Genomic DNA, 18,330 nt, shown 5'->3' on the forward strand with positions numbered 1-18,330 from the left:
CCCGCGCGCTGACTTTGTCGCAATTGCTGCCGGACGTGGCGCTGCCGCGCGAGGTGCAGGTGTCCGGGCTGGTGATGGATAGTCGTGCGGTGCGGCCAGGCGATGCCTTCGTGGCGATTGCCGGCTTCGGCGCGCACGGGCTGAGTTTCGTGGAGCAGGCGCGCGCCAATGGCGCCGTGGCGATTCTGTTCGAGCCACCGGCTCCGGCCGATCTGCCGGTGCCGGCAGATGCCATCGCGGTGCCGGGCTTGCGCGCGCGCATGGGCGCGATGGCCGATCAACTGCACGGCCATCCGTCGCAGGCGATGACCATGGTCGGCGTCACCGGCACCAACGGCAAGACCTCTACCGTGCAACTGCTGACGCAGGCCTGGGAGTTGCTGGGCACCTGCAGTGGCAGCATCGGCACGCTCGGTGCTGGCCTGTACGGACGCGTGTTGCCGACCGGCTTCACGACCCCGTTGGTGCTGCCGTTGCACGCGCTGCTGGCGCAGTTGCGCGATGCCGGTGCGCAAGCGGTGGCGATGGAAGTCAGTTCGCACGCGCTGGATCAAGGTCGCGTGGACGCGGTGCATTTCGACGTGGCGGTGTTCACCAACCTCACCCGCGACCATCTCGATTACCACGGCGACATGGCCGCTTATGGTGCGGCCAAGGCACGCTTGTTCGCCATGCCGGGGTTGAGGGCGGCGGTCGTGAACCTGGACGATGCGTTCGGTCGCGAACTGCTGCATGCGCTGGATCCGGCGTTGCGGCGCATTGGCGTCAGTGCGCGTGGCCGCGATGATGCGATGGTGCGCGCCGAGGCGCTGCAATTGGATGCGCGCGGCATCGGTTTCGAGCTGATCGTCGGCACGCAGCGACATGCGCTGCAATCGCCCTTGCTGGGCCGTTTCAACGTGGACAACCTGCTGGCCGTGGCCGGCGTGCTGTACGCGCTGGACGTGCCACCGATCAACATTGCCGGCACGCTGGCGCAATTGCAGCCGATCCGTGGGCGCATGAACCGTCTCGGCGGTCGCGACGCGCAACCGCTGGTGGTCGTGGATTACGCGCATACGCCCGACGCGCTGGAACAGGCACTGCAAAGCTTGCGCGATCATGCCAAAGGCCGGTTGTTGTGCGTGTTCGGCTGCGGTGGCGAACGCGATGCGGGCAAACGTCCGCAGATGGCGGCGATCGCGCAGCGCCTGGCCGATGATGTGTTCGTCACCGACGACAATCCGCGTGGCGAGGATGGCGAGCGCATCGTTGCCGATATTTTGGCCGGTTTCGACAGCATGGCGATGGTGCAGGTACAGCGCGAACGTGCGCAGGCGATTGCCGCGGCGATCACCATGGCTGGCGCCGAAGACATCGTGCTGATTGCTGGCAAGGGCCATGAACCGTATCAGGAGATCGCTGGGATCAAACATCCCTTTGACGATACCGAGGTTGCCGCGCAGGCCCTGCGCAGACGCGTGGCGGAGGTGGTTCGATGAAGCGCTTGCCGTTGTCGATGATTGCGCACTGGGTCGGCGCCGACCTGCATGGCGATGACGTGGTGATCGATGCGATCAGCCAAGATACCCGTCGTCTGGCTGCCGGCAGCTTGTACGTGGCGCTGCGCGGGGAGCGTTTCGATGGACACAGCTTTGCCGCCGATGCCGCCATGCGCGGTGCCAGCGCGCTGCTGGTCGAGCGGCGGCTGCCGCACATCGAACTGCCGCAAATCGTCGCCGCCGACACGCAATTGGCCTTGGCGCGGATCGCGGCGGGCATGCAGCGCGGTCGCGCCACGCGAGTGGCCGCGATCACCGGCAGCAACGGCAAGACCAGCGTCAAGGCGTTGTTGCTGGCGATCCTGCAGCACGCCTGTCGGCTCGATGGCGGCAGCGTCTACGCCAATCCCGGTAATCACAATAACGAAATCGGCCTTCCGCTGGCGGTGATCGCCGCGCCAGACGACGCTGATTACGCAGTCTATGAGATGGGGGCAGGCAAACCGGGCGATATTGCCTATCTGACCGACATCGCGCCGCCGCACGTGTCGCTGGTCAATAACATTGCGCCGGCACATCTGGAACGCATGGGCAGCCTGCTCGGTGTGGCGCAGACCAAGGGCGCGATCTACACCGCATTGCCGGCCGATGGGACGGCGGTGATCAACATCGATGATGCCTTCGGTTTCTGGTTCGAGCAGCAGCTATCGGCTACCTCGCGGCCGCGCGTGTTGCGCTTCGGCTTGCAGCACGGTGCGCAAGTCACCGCCACGCGCATACGCATGGCCGCAGACCGTACTCAGTTCGTGCTGTTGACGCCGCAGGGCGAGGCCGAGGCCACGCTGCCGCTAGCGGGACGGCACAACTTGCTCAACGCACTGGCGGCTGCGGCGCTGGCACTGGCGTTGGACGTGGCGCCAGCGCGGATCGCCGCCGGTCTGGCGCAAGTGCAGCCGGTACCCGGCCGGCAGATTTCGCACACCTTGCCCAGTGGCGTGGTGCTGATCGACGACAGCTACAACGCCAATCCCGGTTCGCTGGCGGCGGCGATTGACGCGCTGGCAGCGGTTGGCGGCGAGCGCTGGCTGGTGTTGGGCGACATGCGCGAACTCGGTGCCGGCGCCGAAGCGCTGCATGCCAGCGGCGGTTCCCGTGCACGCGCTGCCGGTCTGACCCGGCTGTACGCCTTGGGGCCGCTCAGTGCGCATGCCGCGCAGGCGTTCGGCGAGAACGCTCGGGTGTTCGACAGTCATGCGGCGCTGGTCGAGGCATTGCAGCGGGATCTGGCGGCAGTGGCCGCCATCGGCACCGGTGAATTGGGGGCCGCGACCGGCGCAGCGCCACATCAAGAGCAGGAAACCGAATCGATGTACGAGAACACCGGCGCGCCGACCGTTGGCGCGCTTCCGCGGGTCCCGGGTCCCGGGTCCCGGATCCCGACGCTCCTCGTCAAAGGCTCCCGTGGCAGTGCCATGGATAAAGTCGTGAGCGCGTTGCTTGGTCACGCAGAGGAGGCGCCGCATGCTGCTTGAACTGGCGCGTTGGCTGCGACAACTCGACAGCATTTTCGGGTTGTTCGGGTATCTCACCTTCCGCGGCATTCTCGCGGCGCTGACCTCGCTGTTCCTGTCGCTGTGGCTGGGACCGGCGGTGATCCGCAAGCTGGCGCAGTTCAAGGGCGGTCAGCCGATCCGCCAGGACGGCCCGCAAAGCCATTTCTCCAAGGCGGGCACGCCGACCATGGGCGGTTCGCTCATTCTGCTGACGGTGTTGCTGTCGGTGCTGTTATGGGGTGATCTGCGCAACCGCTACGTGTGGCTGGTGTTGGCGGTGATGCTGTCCTTCGGCGTGATCGGTTGGTACGACGACTGGATCAAGATCGTGCGCCGCGACCCGAATGGGTTGAAGTCGCGCTGGAAATACCTGTTGCAGTCGATCTTCGGCCTGGCTGCCGGTTTGTTCCTGTACTACACCGCCGACGTGCCGGCGGCGATCACTTTCTACATCCCGATGTTCAAGGCGATCGCGCTGCCGCTGGCGGGAATCAGCTTCGTCACCATCGCCTATTTGTGGATCGTCGGTTTTTCCAATGCGGTCAATCTCACCGACGGCCTGGATGGCTTGGCGATCATGCCCACGGTGTTCGTGGCTTGCGCATTGGGTGTGTTCGCGTATGCCTCGGGCAATGTGGTGTTCTCCGATTATCTGAAGATCCCGACCATTCCCGGTGCCGGCGAGCTGATCATCATCTGCGCGGCGATTGCCGGCGCGGGCCTGGGCTTTTTGTGGTTCAACACCTATCCGGCGATGGTGTTCATGGGCGATATCGGCGCGCTGGCGCTGGGCGCCGTGCTGGGCACCATCGCGGTGATCGTGCGCCAGGAATTGGTGCTGGTGATCATGGGCGGGGTGTTCGTCATCGAGACGCTGTCGGTGATGATCCAGGTGGCCTCATTCAAGCTCACCGGCAAGCGCGTGTTCCGCATGGCGCCGATTCATCATCACTTCGAGTTGAAAGGTTGGCCGGAACCACGCGTGATCGTGCGCTTCTGGATCATCTCGGTGGTGCTGGTATTGATTGGTCTGGCGACGTTGAAGGTACGCTGATGAACGACACCGCACGTCAGGCGACAAGATTGGAGGCCATCGGCGGACGTTACGACGCGTGGCTGCTCGGTGCCGCCGTGACGCTGGCGTCGCTCGGCATCGTCATGGTCGGCTCCAGTTCGATCGAGTTGACCACCAGCCCGTTCTACTACTTGAACCGGCATCTGCTGTTCCTCGCCGGTGGTGTTGGCCTGGCCATCTGGGCCATGCGCACCGAGTTGAAGTACATCGAGCACTACAACCAGTTGTTGCTGCTGGCTTGTTTCGGTTTATTGATGGTGGTGTTCGTGCCCGGACTCGGCAGCACGGTCAATGGCGCGCGGCGCTGGATCAATTTGGGCATCTCGCGCTTTCAGACGGTGGAAGCGGTGAAGGTGCTGTACATCGTGTGGCTGTCCAGCTATTTGGTGCGTTTCCGCGACGAGGTCAATGCCACCTGGCCGGCGATGCTCAAACCCTTGGGCGTGGCGGTGGCGCTGGTCGCGCTGCTGCTGCTGCAGCCGGACTTCGGTTCGTCCACGCTGTTGCTGGCCATTACCGCCGGCATGCTGGTGCTCGGTGGGGTCAACTTGCCGCGCATGTCGATGCCGATTGTGATCGGGTTGCCGGTGTTCGCCTTCATCGCCATCCTCGAACCGTACCGCCTGCGCCGCATCACCTCGTTCCTGGATCCGTGGGCCGACCAGCTCGGCTCTGGTTATCAGTTGTCCAATGCGCTGATGGCGGTGGGACGTGGCGAATGGTTCGGGGTCGGCCTCGGTGCTTCGGTGCAGAAGCTCAACTATTTGCCGGAAGCCAATACCGACTTCATTTTCTCGGTGATCGCCGAGGAGTTGGGGTTCGTCGGTGTGTGCCTGATCGTGGCGCTGTATGCGCTGCTGGTCGGTCGTGCGTTCTGGTTGGGGATGCGCTGTGTGGAGATGAAGCGCCACTTCTCCGGCTACATCGCGTTTGGCATTGGTTTGTGGATCAGCCTGCAGAGCTTCGTTTCGGTCGGGGTCAACCTGGGCATTCTGCCGACCAAGGGGCTGACCTTGCCGCTGATCTCCGCTGGTGGTTCCAGTGTGTTGATGACCAGCCTGGCGATGGGGTTGCTATTGCGCGTGTCCTATGAACTGAACCGTGCCGAGCGTCAGGTCGCGCTGGTGCGTGGCGATGCGGCCGCTCCGGTCAAGCAGACTGTGGACAATGCGGCGGACTTGCATGCCGCGCGCGAGGCCAGCGCGCATGCGGTTGCCGCGGCGATTCAGTCCGGTGTGCCGGGGCGCGGTACCAGCCGGATGCAGCCGCGTGTCGAACCGACCTTCGGGAGGTTGGGATGAGCACGCCCGTGTCCGCATCCACGCGTGCAGCGTCGGCCCCGGTGATGATCCTCGCTGGTGGTACTGGCGGGCATATTTTCCCGGCACTGGCCGTGGCCAAGGTGTTGCGTGCGCGTGGCGTGCCGGTGGTGTGGTTGGGCGCGGCTGGACGCATGGAAACGCGGCTGGTGCCACAACATGGGATCGAACTGGACACCATCGAAATCGCCGGCCTGCGCGGCAAGGGCATGTTGGCCCTGCTCGGTGCACCGGTGCGGGTGTTGCGTGCGATCCGTGCCGCTGGTGGCGTGCTGCGCCGACGCGCGCCGTGCGCGGTGATCAGTTTCGGCGGTTTCGCTGCTGGCCCGGGTGGTCTGGCGGCGCGTCTGCAGAGGCTGCCACTGTTGGTCCATGAACAGAACCGTGCCCCTGGCCTGACCAACAAGGTCTTGGCGCGAGTCGCGCGGCGTGTGCTGACCGGTTTCCCAGGTAGCTTTGTCAGCCGTGAGGAAGCGGTGGGCAACCCGGTGCGTGCCGAGATTGCCGCGCTGCCAGTGCCGTCGCAGCGTCTGGCCGCGCGCGACGGTGCGCCGCGCTTGTTGGTGCTCGGTGGCAGTCAGGGCGCGCGCGTCCTCAATCAAGCATTGCCGCAGGCGCTGGCTGCGCTGGGGATGCGTGTCGATGTGCGCCATCAATGCGGCGAGGCACTGCGCGAGGAAGCCATGCAGGCGTATGCCGCAGCCGGTGTCGACGCCACTGTCGAGGCTTTCATCGGTGACATGGCGGCGGCCTATGCCTGGGCCGATCTGGTGGTGTGTCGTGCCGGCGCGTCGACCCTGGCCGAAGTCTGCGCGGTGGGAGTCGGCAGCGTGCTGGTGCCGTTCGCCGCCGCGGTCGACGACCACCAAACCCGCAACGCGCAATACCTGGTCGAGCGTGGCGCCGCCGTGCTGTTGAAGCAGGACGACGCCTTGGCCGGCCATCTGCAGCGCGTGCTGGGTGAACTGTTGGTGCAGCCTGCGCAGCGCCTGGCCATGGCCGAAGCGGCGCGCCGCCTGGCCAAGCCGGATGCGGCCGAGCGCATCGCGGACATCGTGCTGGAAGAAGCCGGTAGAGCCGGGACGCGGGACGCTGGACCCGCGACGCTGGAAGAGCACACGCAAGAACAAGAGCAAGAGCAAAAAAAGATGCACGTAGATGATTTCGGTGGCCAGGCGCGTTGCGCGGCCCCTTCGCTTTCCCAAGGTTCCCAGTCCCGTGTCCCCGGTCCCGGCGCAACAGGAACCCGCGCATGATTCGTCGCCTTCATGACACCGGTGATCTGATGCGCGCGTTTCCACGCGTGCATTTCGTCGGCATTGGCGGCACCGGCATGAGTGGCATCGCCGAGGTCATGCTGACCTTGGGTTATGAAGTCTCCGGTTCGGACAATGCCGACAATGCCGCGACCCGTCGCCTGGTCAAGCTCGGCGCACGCGTGCTGCGTGGGCATTGTGCGGCCAATGTCCTCGGCACCGATTGCGTGGTGGTGTCCAGTGCGATTCGCGAGGACAACCCCGAATTGATGGAAGCGCGCAGTCAGCGCATTCCGATCATGCCGCGCGCGGCGATGCTGGCCGAATTGATGCGCTTCCGTCGCGGCATCGCGGTAGCCGGTACGCACGGCAAGACCACCACCACCAGCTTGACCGCAGCAGTGCTCAGCGAAGGCGGAATGGATCCGACGTTCGTGATCGGCGGCCAGTTGCTTGCCGCTGGTGCCAACGCCAAACTCGGTGGCGGCCAGTGGTTGGTGGCCGAGGCCGACGAGAGCGATGGCAGCTTCCTGCGCTTGAACCCGCTGATCTCGGTCATTACCAACATCGATGCCGATCATCTGGAAAATTACGGTAACGACTTCGCCAGGATCCAGGCCGCCTTCGCCGAATTCCTGCAACGGCTGCCGTTCTATGGTCTGGCGGTGCTGTGCATCGACGATCCCGAGGTCGCCGCGTTGGCGGCGCAGACACCGCGTCATGTGATGAGCTACGGGCTCAGCGAGAACGCCGATGTGCGCGCCGAGGACGTGGTCCAGGATGGTTCGCGCATGCACTTCACCTTGCGCATGCCCGAAGGCAGCAGCACGGCGGTGACGTTGGCCTTGCCGGGGCGCCACAACGTGCTCAATGCGTTGGCTGCCGCGGCGATCGGTTGGCAACTGGGGGTGACGCCGGCGGCGATCGCCAGCGCCCTGCAGAGCTTCGCCGGTATCGGCCGGCGCTTCAACGATCTGGGCGAGGTCGTCACCGCCAGCGGCGCGCGCGTGCGCGTGGTCGACGACTACGGTCACCATCCGCGCGAGTTGGCCGCCGTGTTCGCCGCCGCGCGCGGCGGCTGGCCAGACAAACGGCTGGTGGTGGCGTTCCAGCCGCATCGCTACAGCCGTACCCGCGATCAATTCGATGCGTTCGCCGCGGTGTTGTCGGAAGTGGATGCGCTGGTGCTCAGCGAGGTCTATCCGGCTGGCGAGGCACCGATCCCAGGGGCCGACGCGCGTGCATTGGCGCGTGCGATCCGTGCGCGCGGTCGTAGCGAGCCAGTGGTGGTCGGGCAGGTCGCCGAACTCGGCAGTGTGCTGCCGGATGTGCTGCAGGATGGCGATCTGTTGCTGATGATGGGTGCGGGCGACATCGGTTACGTTGCCCAGCACATCGCGCAGGACGGCTTCGCCAGCGGAGCGAGCGCATGAGCACGTCGTCCTTGCCGCCACCGCGTTACACCGATCCGAGCGTATTTGGCCGCGTTGCCGTGCTGCTCGGTGGCGATTCCAGCGAGCGCGAGGTGTCGCTGACCTCTGGCGCCAACGTGCTTGAGGCATTGCGCAGTCGCGGTGTGGACGCACAGCCGGTCGATGGCATTGCGGCGTTGTTGGAGCGCATTCGTGCCGGTGCGGTCGATCGCGTGTTCAATATCCTCCATGGCGGCGATGGCGAGAATGGCGTGTTGCAGGGGCTGCTACGCGCACTGCAGGTGCCGTTCACCGGTGCGGACGTCCTCGGCAGCGCGCTCACCCTGGACAAGATCCGCACCAAGCAGGTGTGGATCGCCGCCGGGCTGCCGACGCCGGGTTTCGCCCGGATCGCCGCCGATGCCGATCTGGCCGCGGTGGCTGCCGAACTCGGCTATCCGCTGTTCGTCAAGCCAGCTTGCGAAGGTTCCAGTGTCGGTGTGTTTCGCGTGCTGTCTCCAGCGGATCTGGCTCCGGTCCGTGCGTTCGCGGCCGATTACGCTGGAGAACTGCTGATGGAGCAGATGGTGCAGGGCGAGGAATACACCGTCGGTATTCTCGGCGATATGGCACTGCCGTCGATCCGCATCGTTCCCGCTGGTGATTGGTACGACTATCACGCCAAGTACATCGCCGAGGACACGCAGTACCTGTGCCCGGGTCTGTCGGACGAGGACGAAGCGCAGATTCGCCAGCTTGCGTTGCAGGCCTTCTTCGCTGCCGGCTGCGGCGGCTGGGGCCGGGTCGATGTGATGCGCGATCGCGTGCGCGGCCTGCAACTGATCGAGGTCAATACCGCGCCGGGCATGACCAGCCACTCGCTGGTGCCCAAAGCCGCTGCACACCTGGGCATCGATTTGGCTGGCCTGTGCTGGCGGATCCTGGAGCAGACCTTGCCGGAGGTGGTGGCGCGATGAACGCTTCGCTGCGCATTTTCGCCTGGTTGCTGGCGCTGGCCTTGGTCGCGCTGCCGATCGTGGCCGTGCTCAACGGCTGGGTGGGTGCCGAGCGTTGGCCGCTGAGCCGCTTGCAGGTCAGCGGCGATTTCAAGCGCGTGTCGGCGGAGCAATTGCGCCAGGTGGTGCTGCCGTATGCGCGCAGTGGTTTCTTTGCGGTGCGCTTGCAGGATGCGCAGGCTGCGATCCAGCGCCTGCCTTGGGTAGAGAGTGCGCGGGTGCGCAAGCGCTGGCCGGACGTGCTGGAAGTGCGCGTTACCGAGCATCGTCCATTCGCGCGTTGGGGCGAGGATCGGATGTTGTCCGTGCAGGGGCGCATCCTCGCCATGCCCAACGAGTTGCGCAATGCCGCCCTGCCGCGTCTGGCCGGTCCGGATGCCAAGGCTGCGGAAGTCGTCGCGCTGTACAACCAATCGCGCGGTTTGTTCGCGCCGCTGCGGTTGCAGGTCGCAGGCGTGGCGATGGACGCGCGCGGCAGTTGGTCGTTGGCCTTGGGCGATGGCGTGCAGGTGGTGATCGGGCGCGACGATGCACGTGCGCGCTTGGAGCGTTTCGCCCGCGTGTTGCCGCAATTGCTGCAACCCGGTCAGCCACCGCTGGAGCGTGCGGATCTGCGTTACACCAATGGATTCACGGTGGCGTGGAAGCCGGAGAGCCGCGCCCCGGAGCCGGGGGCCGGGGGGGCGAAGAAATCGGAGCCTGGAACCCGAAAATCGAAGCCCGAAACAAACTCAAACAATCGGGGCGTTGCATTTGCGCCGTTCCTGGTCCCGGGACCAGGCCCGACCCTTCCCACTCTACGTATTAGTCATACATGAACCGCAAAGGCGATAAATCCCTCATCGTTGGACTGGACATCGGCACCTCCAAGGTTGTCGCGCTGGTCGGCGAATATTCGCCCGGCAATCCGATCGAGGTGATCGGCATCGGTTCACACGAGTCGCGCGGGCTCAAGCGTGGTGTGGTGGTGGATATCGAATCCACGGTGCAGTCGATCCAGCGTGCGATCGAGGAAGCGGAGCTGATGGCCGGCTGCGAGATCCGTTCGGTATACGCGTCGATTTCCGGCAACCACGTGCAGTGCAAGAACTCGCCAGGAATCGTGCCGATCCGCGATGGCGAGGTGACCTGGACCGACCTGGATCGCGTGCTGGAAGCGGCCAAGGCGGTGGCGATCCCGGCCGATCAGCGCATCCTCCATGCCATCCCGCGCGAGTACGTGCTGGACGATTCGCAGGAAGGCATCCGCAATCCGGTCGGCATGACTGGCGTGCGCCTGGAAGTGCATGCGCACTTGGTGGTATGTGCGCAGTCGGCCGCAGCCAACATCAGCAAGTGCGTACAGCGTTGCGGCTTGCAGGTGGACGATCTGATTCTGTCCTCGCTGGCGTCATCGGTCGCGGTGTTGACCGCCGACGAACGCGAACTGGGTGTTGTGCTGGTGGATATGGGTGCCGGTACCACCGACCTGGCGGTGTTCGTGCAGGGCGCGATCTGCCACACGGCCTCGCTGCCGATCGCCGGCGATCATGTCACCAACGACATCGCGCACATGCTGCGCACGCCGACCCCGGAAGCCGAACAAATCAAAGTGCGCTACGCCTGCGCGTTGGCGCAGTTGGCTACCGCCGAGGAAAGTATCCAAGTCCCCAGCGTCGGCGACCGTCCGCCACGACGCATGCCGCGCCACTCGCTGGCGCAGGCGGTGCAGGGCCGTTACGAGGAGATTTTCGAGATGGTGCAGGCGGAGCTACGCCGCTCCGGCTTCGAGGAACTGGTGCGCGCCGGCATGGTGCTCACCGGCGGCGCCTCGAAGATGGAAGGCGTGGTCGAACTGGCCGAGGAAATGGTGCAGATGCCGGTGCGCGTGGGCATTCCCCAGCACGTCACCGGTTTGGGAGAAGTGGTCGGCAACCCGGTGCATGCCACCGGCGTGGGCTTGCTGTTGATGGGCAGTCAGATCGAACACCCGCGTCGGCCATCGTTGCCCACCGGGCGTGCAGGCAGCTTGTTCAAGAAATTGAAGAATTGGTATCGCGGCGAGTTTTGAATGGCCGGGACTCGGGGCCTGTGATCCGGGACCCGCAAAAGCAGAGAGCGGAAGGTTACGAGAGAAAGCGGGATTGGAGCGGTAGGTAGTGAGCGGTACGCAACATTCATAAAAACGATTGCCGGTCCGAGTTTCGGGCCGGGTCCCGGGAAGTGGTTTTCCGGGTCCCGGGTCCCGGGCCCCGGGTTCCGGCTCCACACAAACAAGAGGAAAACGGACATGGCGCATTTCGAATTGATTGAAAAGATGGCACCCAATGCGGTGATCAAGGTGGTTGGTGTCGGCGGCGGCGGTGGCAATGCGGTCGCGCACATGGTCAGCAGCAGTGTGGATGGCGTGGAGTTCATCACCGCCAACACCGACTCGCAGGCGATCAAAAACTGCGGTGCCAAGTTGCAATTGCAGCTCGGCACGAACGTCACCAAGGGCCTGGGCGCCGGTGCGAACCCGGAAGTCGGCCGTCAGGCCGCGCTGGAAGACCGCGAACGCATCATGGATGCACTACAGGGCGCGGACATGGTGTTCATCACCGCTGGCATGGGCGGTGGCACCGGCACCGGCGCTGCGCCGGTAGTGGCGCAGTTGGCCAAGGAAATGGGCATTCTGACCGTGGCGGTGGTGACCAAGCCGTTCCCGTTCGAAGGCCGCCGCCGCATGCAGGTGGCGCTGAAGGGGATCGAGGAACTGAGCCAGCATTGCGATTCGCTGATCACCATTCCCAACGAAAAGCTGATCACCGTGCTCGGCCGTAACGCGACCATGATCCAGGCGTTCCGCGCCGCCAACGATGTGCTGCAGGGCGCGGTGCAGGGCATCGCCGATTTGATCGTGCGTCCCGGCCTGATCAACGTCGACTTTGCCGACGTGCGCACGGTGATGTCGGAAATGGGCCTGGCGATGATGGGCACCGGCTCGGCGCGCGGCGACGACCGTGCCCAGGCGGCGGCCGAGGCGGCGATCCAGAACCCGCTGCTGGACGACGTCAACCTCGCCGGTGCCAACGGCATCCTGGTCAACATCACTGCTGGCCCGGATTTCACCATGGCCGAGTTCGACGAGATCGGTCGCACCATCGAGGGATTCTCCTCGGAGGACGCGACGGTGGTGGTCGGCACCGTGTTGGATCCGGATATGCAGGACGAAGTACGCGTGACCGTGGTCGCCACTGGCTTGAACCGCACGGTGTCGCGCCAGTCGCAGCGTCCGGAGCAGCGTGCGCCGATCAAGCTGGTGCGCAACGCCAGCACCGGCCAACCGGAGTTCGGCGATTTCGATTATGCCGGCGACGCCGTATCCAAGGCGGTCGGTGGCGCGATGGGGCTTGGGTTGCGCCGTCCTAGCAGCGACGCCATGAGCGGTGGATCTGCCGCTTCGGCGCCGCCTGCGGCGGATCTGCCCAGCGACTACCTGGATATCCCGGCGTTTTTGCGCCGCCAGGCCGACTGAGGTTCGCTCTCGGCCGGCGCGCGCGCTGGCTCGCAATACCGTCGTCCAGGACTGTCCACCTGGCCGGCGTGCTGTGTTCCCTTGCTGCCGGGTCGTCGCGACCCGGCAGGTTTTTGCGACCCTGTCAGTCGCATCGGCCAGTGTTGCGCAAATGAAATGCTGTGACCAAGATTGTTAAAGCCACGCTAAGCGCGTGATATTCTTGTGATCTGTTCAGTTCCTATCAGAACAGAGGTTCCCAGACTGTCTGCCATGACCCAGCAACGCACCCTCAAGAACACGATTCGCGCCACTGGCGTTGGCCTGCATAGCGGTGACAAGGTCTACATGACCCTGCGCCCGGCCCCGGTCGACCACGGCATCGTGTTTCGGCGTGTGGATCTGGATCCAGTGGTGGAAGTGCCGGCCGATGCCGAACTGGTGACAGAAACCACGCTGTGCACCGGGCTGAGCCGCGGCCAGGCCAAGATCCAGACAGTGGAACATCTGATGTCGGCGTTGGCTGGCCTCGGCGTGGATAACGCCATGGTCGAGCTCTCCTCGGCCGAATTGCCGATCATGGATGGCTCGTCCGGCCCGTTCGTGTTCCTGCTGCAGTCCGCGGGCATCGTCGAACAAGCCAAGCCCAAGCGCTTCATCCGCATCAAGCGCGAGGTCGAAGTGCGCGATGGCGACAAGGTCGCCCGCTTCGCGCCCTACGATGGCTATCGGCTGGGTTTCACCATCCAGTTCGATCACCCGATGATCCCGGCCAAGCAGTCGCGCCAGGAAATCGAGTTTTCCACCATGGCCTATATCAAGGAAATCTCCCGCGCACGCACCTTCGGTTTCATGCGTGATCTGGAGTACATGCGCGAGCGCAATCTTGGCCTCGGCGGTTCCATGGACAACGCCATCGTGCTGGACGAGTTTCGTGTCCTCAACGACGATGGTCTGCGCTATGCCGACGAATTCGTGCGGCACAAAATCCTCGATGCCATTGGTGATCTATACCTGGCCGGCGGTCCGATCCTCGGCGCCTATGAAGGCTACAAATCCGGTCATGCCCTGAACAACAAACTGGTGCGTGCGCTGCTCGCCGAGCAGGCGGCCTGGGAATGGGTCAGTTTTGAATCGCCGTCGGCGCCAGCGCCGGTTGCCTATGCGAATGTGGCCTACGCCTGAGCCAGACGGGCCAGGCATCTCTACCCCAGGCCAGGGTCACGGAATCGGCAATCCGCCGCTCCTTCTTCATTTTTAACTTAAATTTAACTTCACGATAACGACCTCGCGACAGGCGCCCGTTAGGATGCGTCGGGTCGCGGCGTATTTGTCTACGTGCGTCTACGACTGCGGTCGGAGTCCGTGGTCGTGCCTGGTGTCGTGGAACTGATGTCCTGCAGGGAAGCCAATGCCTCGCGCAGTCCTTTGTGCGTGGCTGCTGACACGGGTGTCGATTTACTCCTTGCCTGCTGCATTGGGGAATGCGCAGGCGTCGTTGCGGTTTTGACGGTCACTTTGGTGGCTTTCAGCCCGAGGGAACGGGCGGCGACGAGGATGTCGGCTTCGGCAAGTCTGACCCGGGCGTGCCATAGCGACGATTCAACCAAAAAAATGAGCTGTTCGCCGTTCACATTGGCCAGCCGGCAACGGGAGGCCAGGGGCGGCGGCAGATGGGGGCGTAATTGCCGGTCCAGCGCGTCGAGCCACAAGGCGCGGCGCAATGGGTTGCCCGCTTTGTCTGCCAGTGCGGCGTCCAACGCCTGCTGGGGCGTGGCGGTATGGGCTTCGCCGGATTTTCGCTTAGACATGAAAACTCGATATGGCGTTCAAGAAAATCGTAATCCGTTCCAATGCAACAGGAATCGATACGCGGTCGTGGCGATGGCGGCAGTTCGCCGACCGGCATCCACTCGCCGGGCTTGGTGCGGTGCTTGCTATCGGCATGGTACTCGGCCTTGGTGGCGGTGCCGCAATTGGATGGGGCGGTTCGGCCTATCTGCGCGCCAAGCTGGAGCGACAGGATCGTGAGCTGGTGCAGGTGCGCCATGACGCGCAGACACAGGTCAATGCGCTAGCCGCGCGATTGGGTGAGTTGCAGGCGCAGGCGACACGGCTCAACGCGCTCGGCGAACGTCTGACCCGCATGGGCAAGCTGCAGGATGGCGAGTTCGATTTCGAGCAACCGGTTGGTGTCGGTGGTGGTGGCGACGAACCCAATCGCGATATTCCCGCAGCTCAGCTCGGCAAGGAATTGGATGGGCTGCAACAGCAATTTTCGATCTCCGGCCAACAACTGTCGGTGCTGGAATCGCTGTTGTTCGACCATCAGCTCGACCAGAACGCGATGCCATCGCGGATGCCGATTCGCAACAGCTACATCACCTCCGGTTTCGGTGTGCGGATGGACCCGTTTGGTCGCGGCAGCAGTTTCCATAAGGGGCTCGACTTCCACGCCAGCGTGGGCGATCCAGTCCTGGCCGTGGCCGATGGCGTGGTCAGTTACGCCGGCGTGCGCACTGGCTATGGCAACGTGGTCGAGATTGATCACAGTAATGGCTACGTCACCCGCTACGCGCATAACTCGCGGTTATTGGTGAAGCTGGGGGATCTGGTGCGCGCCGGTCAGGAAATCGCCAAGGCCGGTTCCACCGGTCTTTCCACCAGCGCGCACGTTCATCTGGAAGTGTGGAAGGACGGGGTGGTGATGAATCCAGCCAAGTTTCTCGGCGACGGTGCTGCGCCGGCTGGCCGTCGCGGCCGCGGTTGAGGAAGGCGCCACGCGCATGGCCGATGCTTGAGTCGCCAAGCATCGCCCCAAGTTACAATGTGCTTTGCCATAACAGGGCGCCTCGCGCCCTGTTTCGTTTGCGGCCCGGCGATTTGCTCGGGGTTGGGCCGTATGGGCGTTCCTTTCCAACCGGTTCCTTCAATGATCAACAGTCTGCTTACTCGCGTTTTCGGTAGCCGCAACGAGCGTCAGCTGCGTCAGCTCCACCGTATCGTCGCCAAGATCAATGCGTTGGAGCCGGAGATGGGGCAGCTCTCCGACGCGCAACTACAGGCCAAGACCCCGGAATTACGTGGGCGTATCGCGGCTGGCGAAAGCTTGGACAAGGTGCTGCCGGAAGCGTTCGCGGTGTGTCGCGAAGCCAGCCGTCGTGTGCTGGGCATGCGTCACTACGATGTGCAGTTGATCGGCGGCATGGTGCTGCACCTGGGCAAGATCGCGGAAATGCGCACCGGTGAGGGCAAGACCCTGGTGGCGACGTTGCCGGTCTACCTCAACGCGCTGGAAGACAAAGGTGTGCACGTGGTCACGGTCAACGACTACCTGGCACGCCGCGATGCCGCGCAGATGGGCAAGCTCTACAACTGGCTGGGGCTGAGCGTGGGCGTGGTGTATCCGGGCATGCCGCACAGTGACAAGCATGCCGCCTATGCCGCCGACATCACTTACGGCACCAATAACGAATTCGGCTTCGATTACCTGCGCGACAACATGGCGCTGTCCAAGGCCGACCGTTTCCAGCGCAGTCTCAATTACGCCATCGTCGATGAGGTGGACTCGATCCTGATCGACGAGGCGCGTACCCCGCTCATCATCTCCGGCCCGGCCGACGAGTCGCCGGAGTTGTACATTCGCGTCAACCGCATCGTGCCGCAACTGGTCAGGCAGGAGTCGGAGGAAGGCGAGGGCGATTACTGGGTCGACGAGAAGGGCAAGCAGGTGCATCTGTCCGAGGCGGGCATGCAGCACGCCGAAGAACTGCTGCGTGCCGCCGGCATCCTCGCCGATGCGGAAGACAGCTTGTATGGCGCGCACAACCTGAGCGTGGTCCACCACCTCAATGCCGCGCTGCGTGCGCATGCGATCTACCAGCGTGACGTGGACTACATCGTGCGTGACGGCGAAGTGGTGATCGTGGACGAATTCACCGGCCGCACCCTGCCGGGGCGGCGCTGGTCCGACGGCCTGCACCAGGCGGTGGAAGCGAAGGAAGGCGTGCCGGTGCAGCGCGAGAACCAGACGCTGGCCAGCATCACCTTCCAGAACCTGTTCCGCATGTACAAGAAGCTGTCCGGCATGACCGGAACGGCCGATACCGAAGCCTACGAATTCCATAGCATCTACGGCTTGGAAGTGGTGGTGATCCCGACCAACCGCCCGACCATCCGCAAGGATTGGCCGGACCAGGTGTTCCTCAACCGCAAGGGCAAATTCAATGCGGTGCTGGCCGATATCGAGGATTGCGCCAAGCGCGGCCAGCCCGTGCTGGTCGGCACCACGTCGATCGAGACCTCGGAAATGTTGTCCGAGCACCTGCGCAAGGCCGGGGTCAAACACGAGGTGCTCAACGCCAAGCAGCACGAACGCGAGGCGCAGATCGTCGCCAACGCCGGCCAGCCAGGGGCGGTGACGATCGCCACCAACATGGCCGGTCGCGGTACCGACATCGTGCTCGGCGGTTCGCTGGAAGCCGAGCTGCATGCGTTGGGCGAAGAATTGGACGCCGCCGAACGCGCGCGTCTGAAAGCGGCCTGGCAGGAGCGCCACGAGGCGGTCAAGGCGGCGGGCGGGCTACACATCATCGGTACCGAGCGTCACGAATCGCGGCGTATCGACAACCAGTTGCGCGGCCGCTCCGGTCGCCAGGGCGATCCGGGGTCCTCGCGCTTTTATCTGTCGCTGGAAGACAATCTGATGCGCATCTTTGCCTCCGACTGGGTGCAAAGAGCGATGCGCATGATGGGCATGAAGGAAGACGACGTCATCGAGGACAAGCTGGTCAGTCGCCAGATCGAGAAGGCTCAGCGCAAGGTCGAAGCGCATAACTTCGATATCCGCAAGAACCTGCTCGACTTCGACGACGTCAACAACGACCAGCGCAAGGTGATCTACGCTCAGCGCGACGAGCTATTGGATGCCGACTCGGTCAAGGAGAACGTGGATGGCATCCGTGACGATGTGATCTACGATCTTGTCTCGCGCTTCGTGCCGCCCAATTCGGTGGATGAGCAGTGGGACCTGCCGGGTCTGGAAGCGACCCTGGACAGCGAGTTGGGTCTGTCGCTGTCGGTGAGCGAATTGGTCAAGCGTCACGAGGAGCTGGACGCGGCTGGCATCGTCGAGGCGGTACGCCAAGAGGTGGAGCGCCACTTCCGCGAGAAGGAGGAGGCGGTCGGCAGCGAGACCATGCGCGCGCTGGAGAAGCACATCATGCTCACCGTGCTCGACCAAAGCTGGAAGGAGCATCTGGCGCGCATGGATTACCTGCGCCAGGGTATCCACCTGCGTGGCTATGCGCAGAAGCAGCCGAAACAGGAATACAAGAAGGAAGCCTTCGAGCTGTTCTCGGAAATGCTGGAGCATGCCAAGCGCGAGGTGGTGACTTTGTTGGCGCGGGTGCGTGTCCGCAGCGAGGAGGAAGTTGCCGCGTTGGAGGTGCAGGAGCGTCAACAGATGGAGGCGAAACTGCTCCAGGCGCAGTTCCAGCACCAAGAAGCCGGTGGCTACAGTGCCGAGGAGGACGCCGAGCAGCCGTCATCCGGGTCCAATGGCATGCCCATCATGCAGGTGACCCGCGAGATGCCCAAGGTCGGCCGCAACGACCCGTGTCCGTGCGGCAGTGGCAAGAAATACAAGCACTGCCACGGGCAGTTGACCTGAGTGGGCTGCCGCGTGCGTGCGCGGCAGCGTCCTGTGTCGGGAAATTGTTGGGCGCCGTGCAGCGGCGCCTAT

General features: G+C 64.1%; 12 protein-coding genes and 2 pseudogenes. 13 read left to right on the forward strand and 1 reads right to left on the reverse strand.

Annotation, left to right across the window (positions count from 1 at the left end):
* Window positions 1-8 precede the first annotated feature (8 nt).
* The 11 genes and pseudogenes from XANALMUS060_RS05070 to lpxC all read left to right on the forward strand — a co-directional run bounded on the left by XANALMUS060_RS05070 (window position 9) and on the right by lpxC (window position 13,772).
* On the forward strand, window positions 9-1,481 hold the full coding sequence (locus XANALMUS060_RS05070; RefSeq protein ID WP_200894011.1) for a UDP-N-acetylmuramoyl-L-alanyl-D-glutamate--2,6-diaminopimelate ligase: 1,473 nt from the start codon (window positions 9-11) through the stop codon (window positions 1,479-1,481).
* Window positions 1,478-3,013, forward strand: a complete 1,536-nt coding sequence (gene murF, locus XANALMUS060_RS05075) for a UDP-N-acetylmuramoyl-tripeptide--D-alanyl-D-alanine ligase (RefSeq protein ID WP_045737454.1) — start codon at window positions 1,478-1,480, stop codon at window positions 3,011-3,013. The genes XANALMUS060_RS05070 and murF overlap by 4 nt, the downstream gene beginning before the upstream one ends.
* Window positions 3,003-4,088, forward strand: coding sequence for a phospho-N-acetylmuramoyl-pentapeptide-transferase (gene mraY / locus XANALMUS060_RS05080; RefSeq protein ID WP_045737455.1), 1,086 nt, complete (start codon window positions 3,003-3,005; stop codon window positions 4,086-4,088). The genes murF and mraY overlap by 11 nt, the downstream gene beginning before the upstream one ends.
* Window positions 4,088-5,410, forward strand: coding sequence for a putative lipid II flippase FtsW (ftsW, locus tag XANALMUS060_RS05085; RefSeq protein WP_045728549.1), 1,323 nt, complete (start codon window positions 4,088-4,090; stop codon window positions 5,408-5,410). Before mraY ends, ftsW begins: the two co-directional genes overlap by 1 nt.
* Window positions 5,407-6,501: pseudogene (gene murG / locus XANALMUS060_RS05090) on the forward strand (undecaprenyldiphospho-muramoylpentapeptide beta-N-acetylglucosaminyltransferase); the annotation flags it as partial. The gene ftsW and the pseudogene murG, both read left to right, overlap by 4 nt.
* Before the next feature lie 179 nt (window positions 6,502-6,680).
* A complete protein-coding gene (murC, locus tag XANALMUS060_RS05095) occupies window positions 6,681-8,117 on the forward strand; it encodes a UDP-N-acetylmuramate--L-alanine ligase (protein WP_045737457.1) in 1,437 nt (478 codons plus the stop codon).
* Window positions 8,114-9,073: a D-alanine--D-alanine ligase gene (locus XANALMUS060_RS05100; RefSeq protein ID WP_045737458.1), complete on the forward strand. Its 960-nt coding sequence runs from the start codon at window positions 8,114-8,116 to the stop codon at window positions 9,071-9,073. Before murC ends, XANALMUS060_RS05100 begins: the two co-directional genes overlap by 4 nt.
* Window positions 9,070-9,750: pseudogene (locus tag XANALMUS060_RS05105) on the forward strand (cell division protein FtsQ/DivIB); the annotation flags it as partial. The gene XANALMUS060_RS05100 and the pseudogene XANALMUS060_RS05105, both read left to right, overlap by 4 nt.
* A gap of 176 nt (window positions 9,751-9,926) precedes the next feature.
* Window positions 9,927-11,162, forward strand: a complete 1,236-nt coding sequence (gene ftsA, locus XANALMUS060_RS05110; protein ID WP_012917280.1) for a cell division protein FtsA — start codon at window positions 9,927-9,929, stop codon at window positions 11,160-11,162.
* Between the two features lie 219 nt (window positions 11,163-11,381).
* On the forward strand, window positions 11,382-12,608 hold the full coding sequence (gene ftsZ / locus XANALMUS060_RS05115) for a cell division protein FtsZ (RefSeq protein WP_045728544.1): 1,227 nt from the start codon (window positions 11,382-11,384) through the stop codon (window positions 12,606-12,608).
* A 252-nt stretch (window positions 12,609-12,860) separates the two neighbouring features.
* Window positions 12,861-13,772 (forward strand): UDP-3-O-acyl-N-acetylglucosamine deacetylase, encoded by a 912-nt coding sequence (lpxC, locus tag XANALMUS060_RS05120; protein WP_045728543.1) that lies wholly within the window; start codon window positions 12,861-12,863, stop codon window positions 13,770-13,772.
* Window positions 13,773-13,921: 149 nt separating this feature from the next.
* On the opposite strand, the gene XANALMUS060_RS05125 is transcribed toward lpxC, so the two are convergent.
* On the reverse strand, window positions 13,922-14,398 hold the full coding sequence (locus tag XANALMUS060_RS05125) for a DciA family protein (protein ID WP_045737459.1): 477 nt from the start codon (window positions 14,396-14,398) through the stop codon (window positions 13,922-13,924).
* Window positions 14,399-14,409: 11 nt separating this feature from the next.
* On the opposite strand from XANALMUS060_RS05125, the gene XANALMUS060_RS05130 reads away from it, so the two are divergent.
* Window positions 14,410-15,357, forward strand: coding sequence for a M23 family metallopeptidase (locus XANALMUS060_RS05130; protein ID WP_045737460.1), 948 nt, complete (start codon window positions 14,410-14,412; stop codon window positions 15,355-15,357).
* 162 nt (window positions 15,358-15,519) lie between these two features.
* Window positions 15,520-18,258 carry a preprotein translocase subunit SecA gene (gene secA / locus XANALMUS060_RS05135; RefSeq protein ID WP_045737461.1) on the forward strand — a complete coding sequence of 913 codons (2,739 nt, stop codon included), beginning with the start codon at window positions 15,520-15,522 and terminating at the stop codon, window positions 18,256-18,258.
* Window positions 18,259-18,330 lie beyond the last annotated feature (72 nt).

It is taken from the genome of Xanthomonas sp. MUS 060 (assembly GCF_000963215.1).
Classification (GTDB): Bacteria; Pseudomonadota; Gammaproteobacteria; order Xanthomonadales; family Xanthomonadaceae; genus Xanthomonas_A.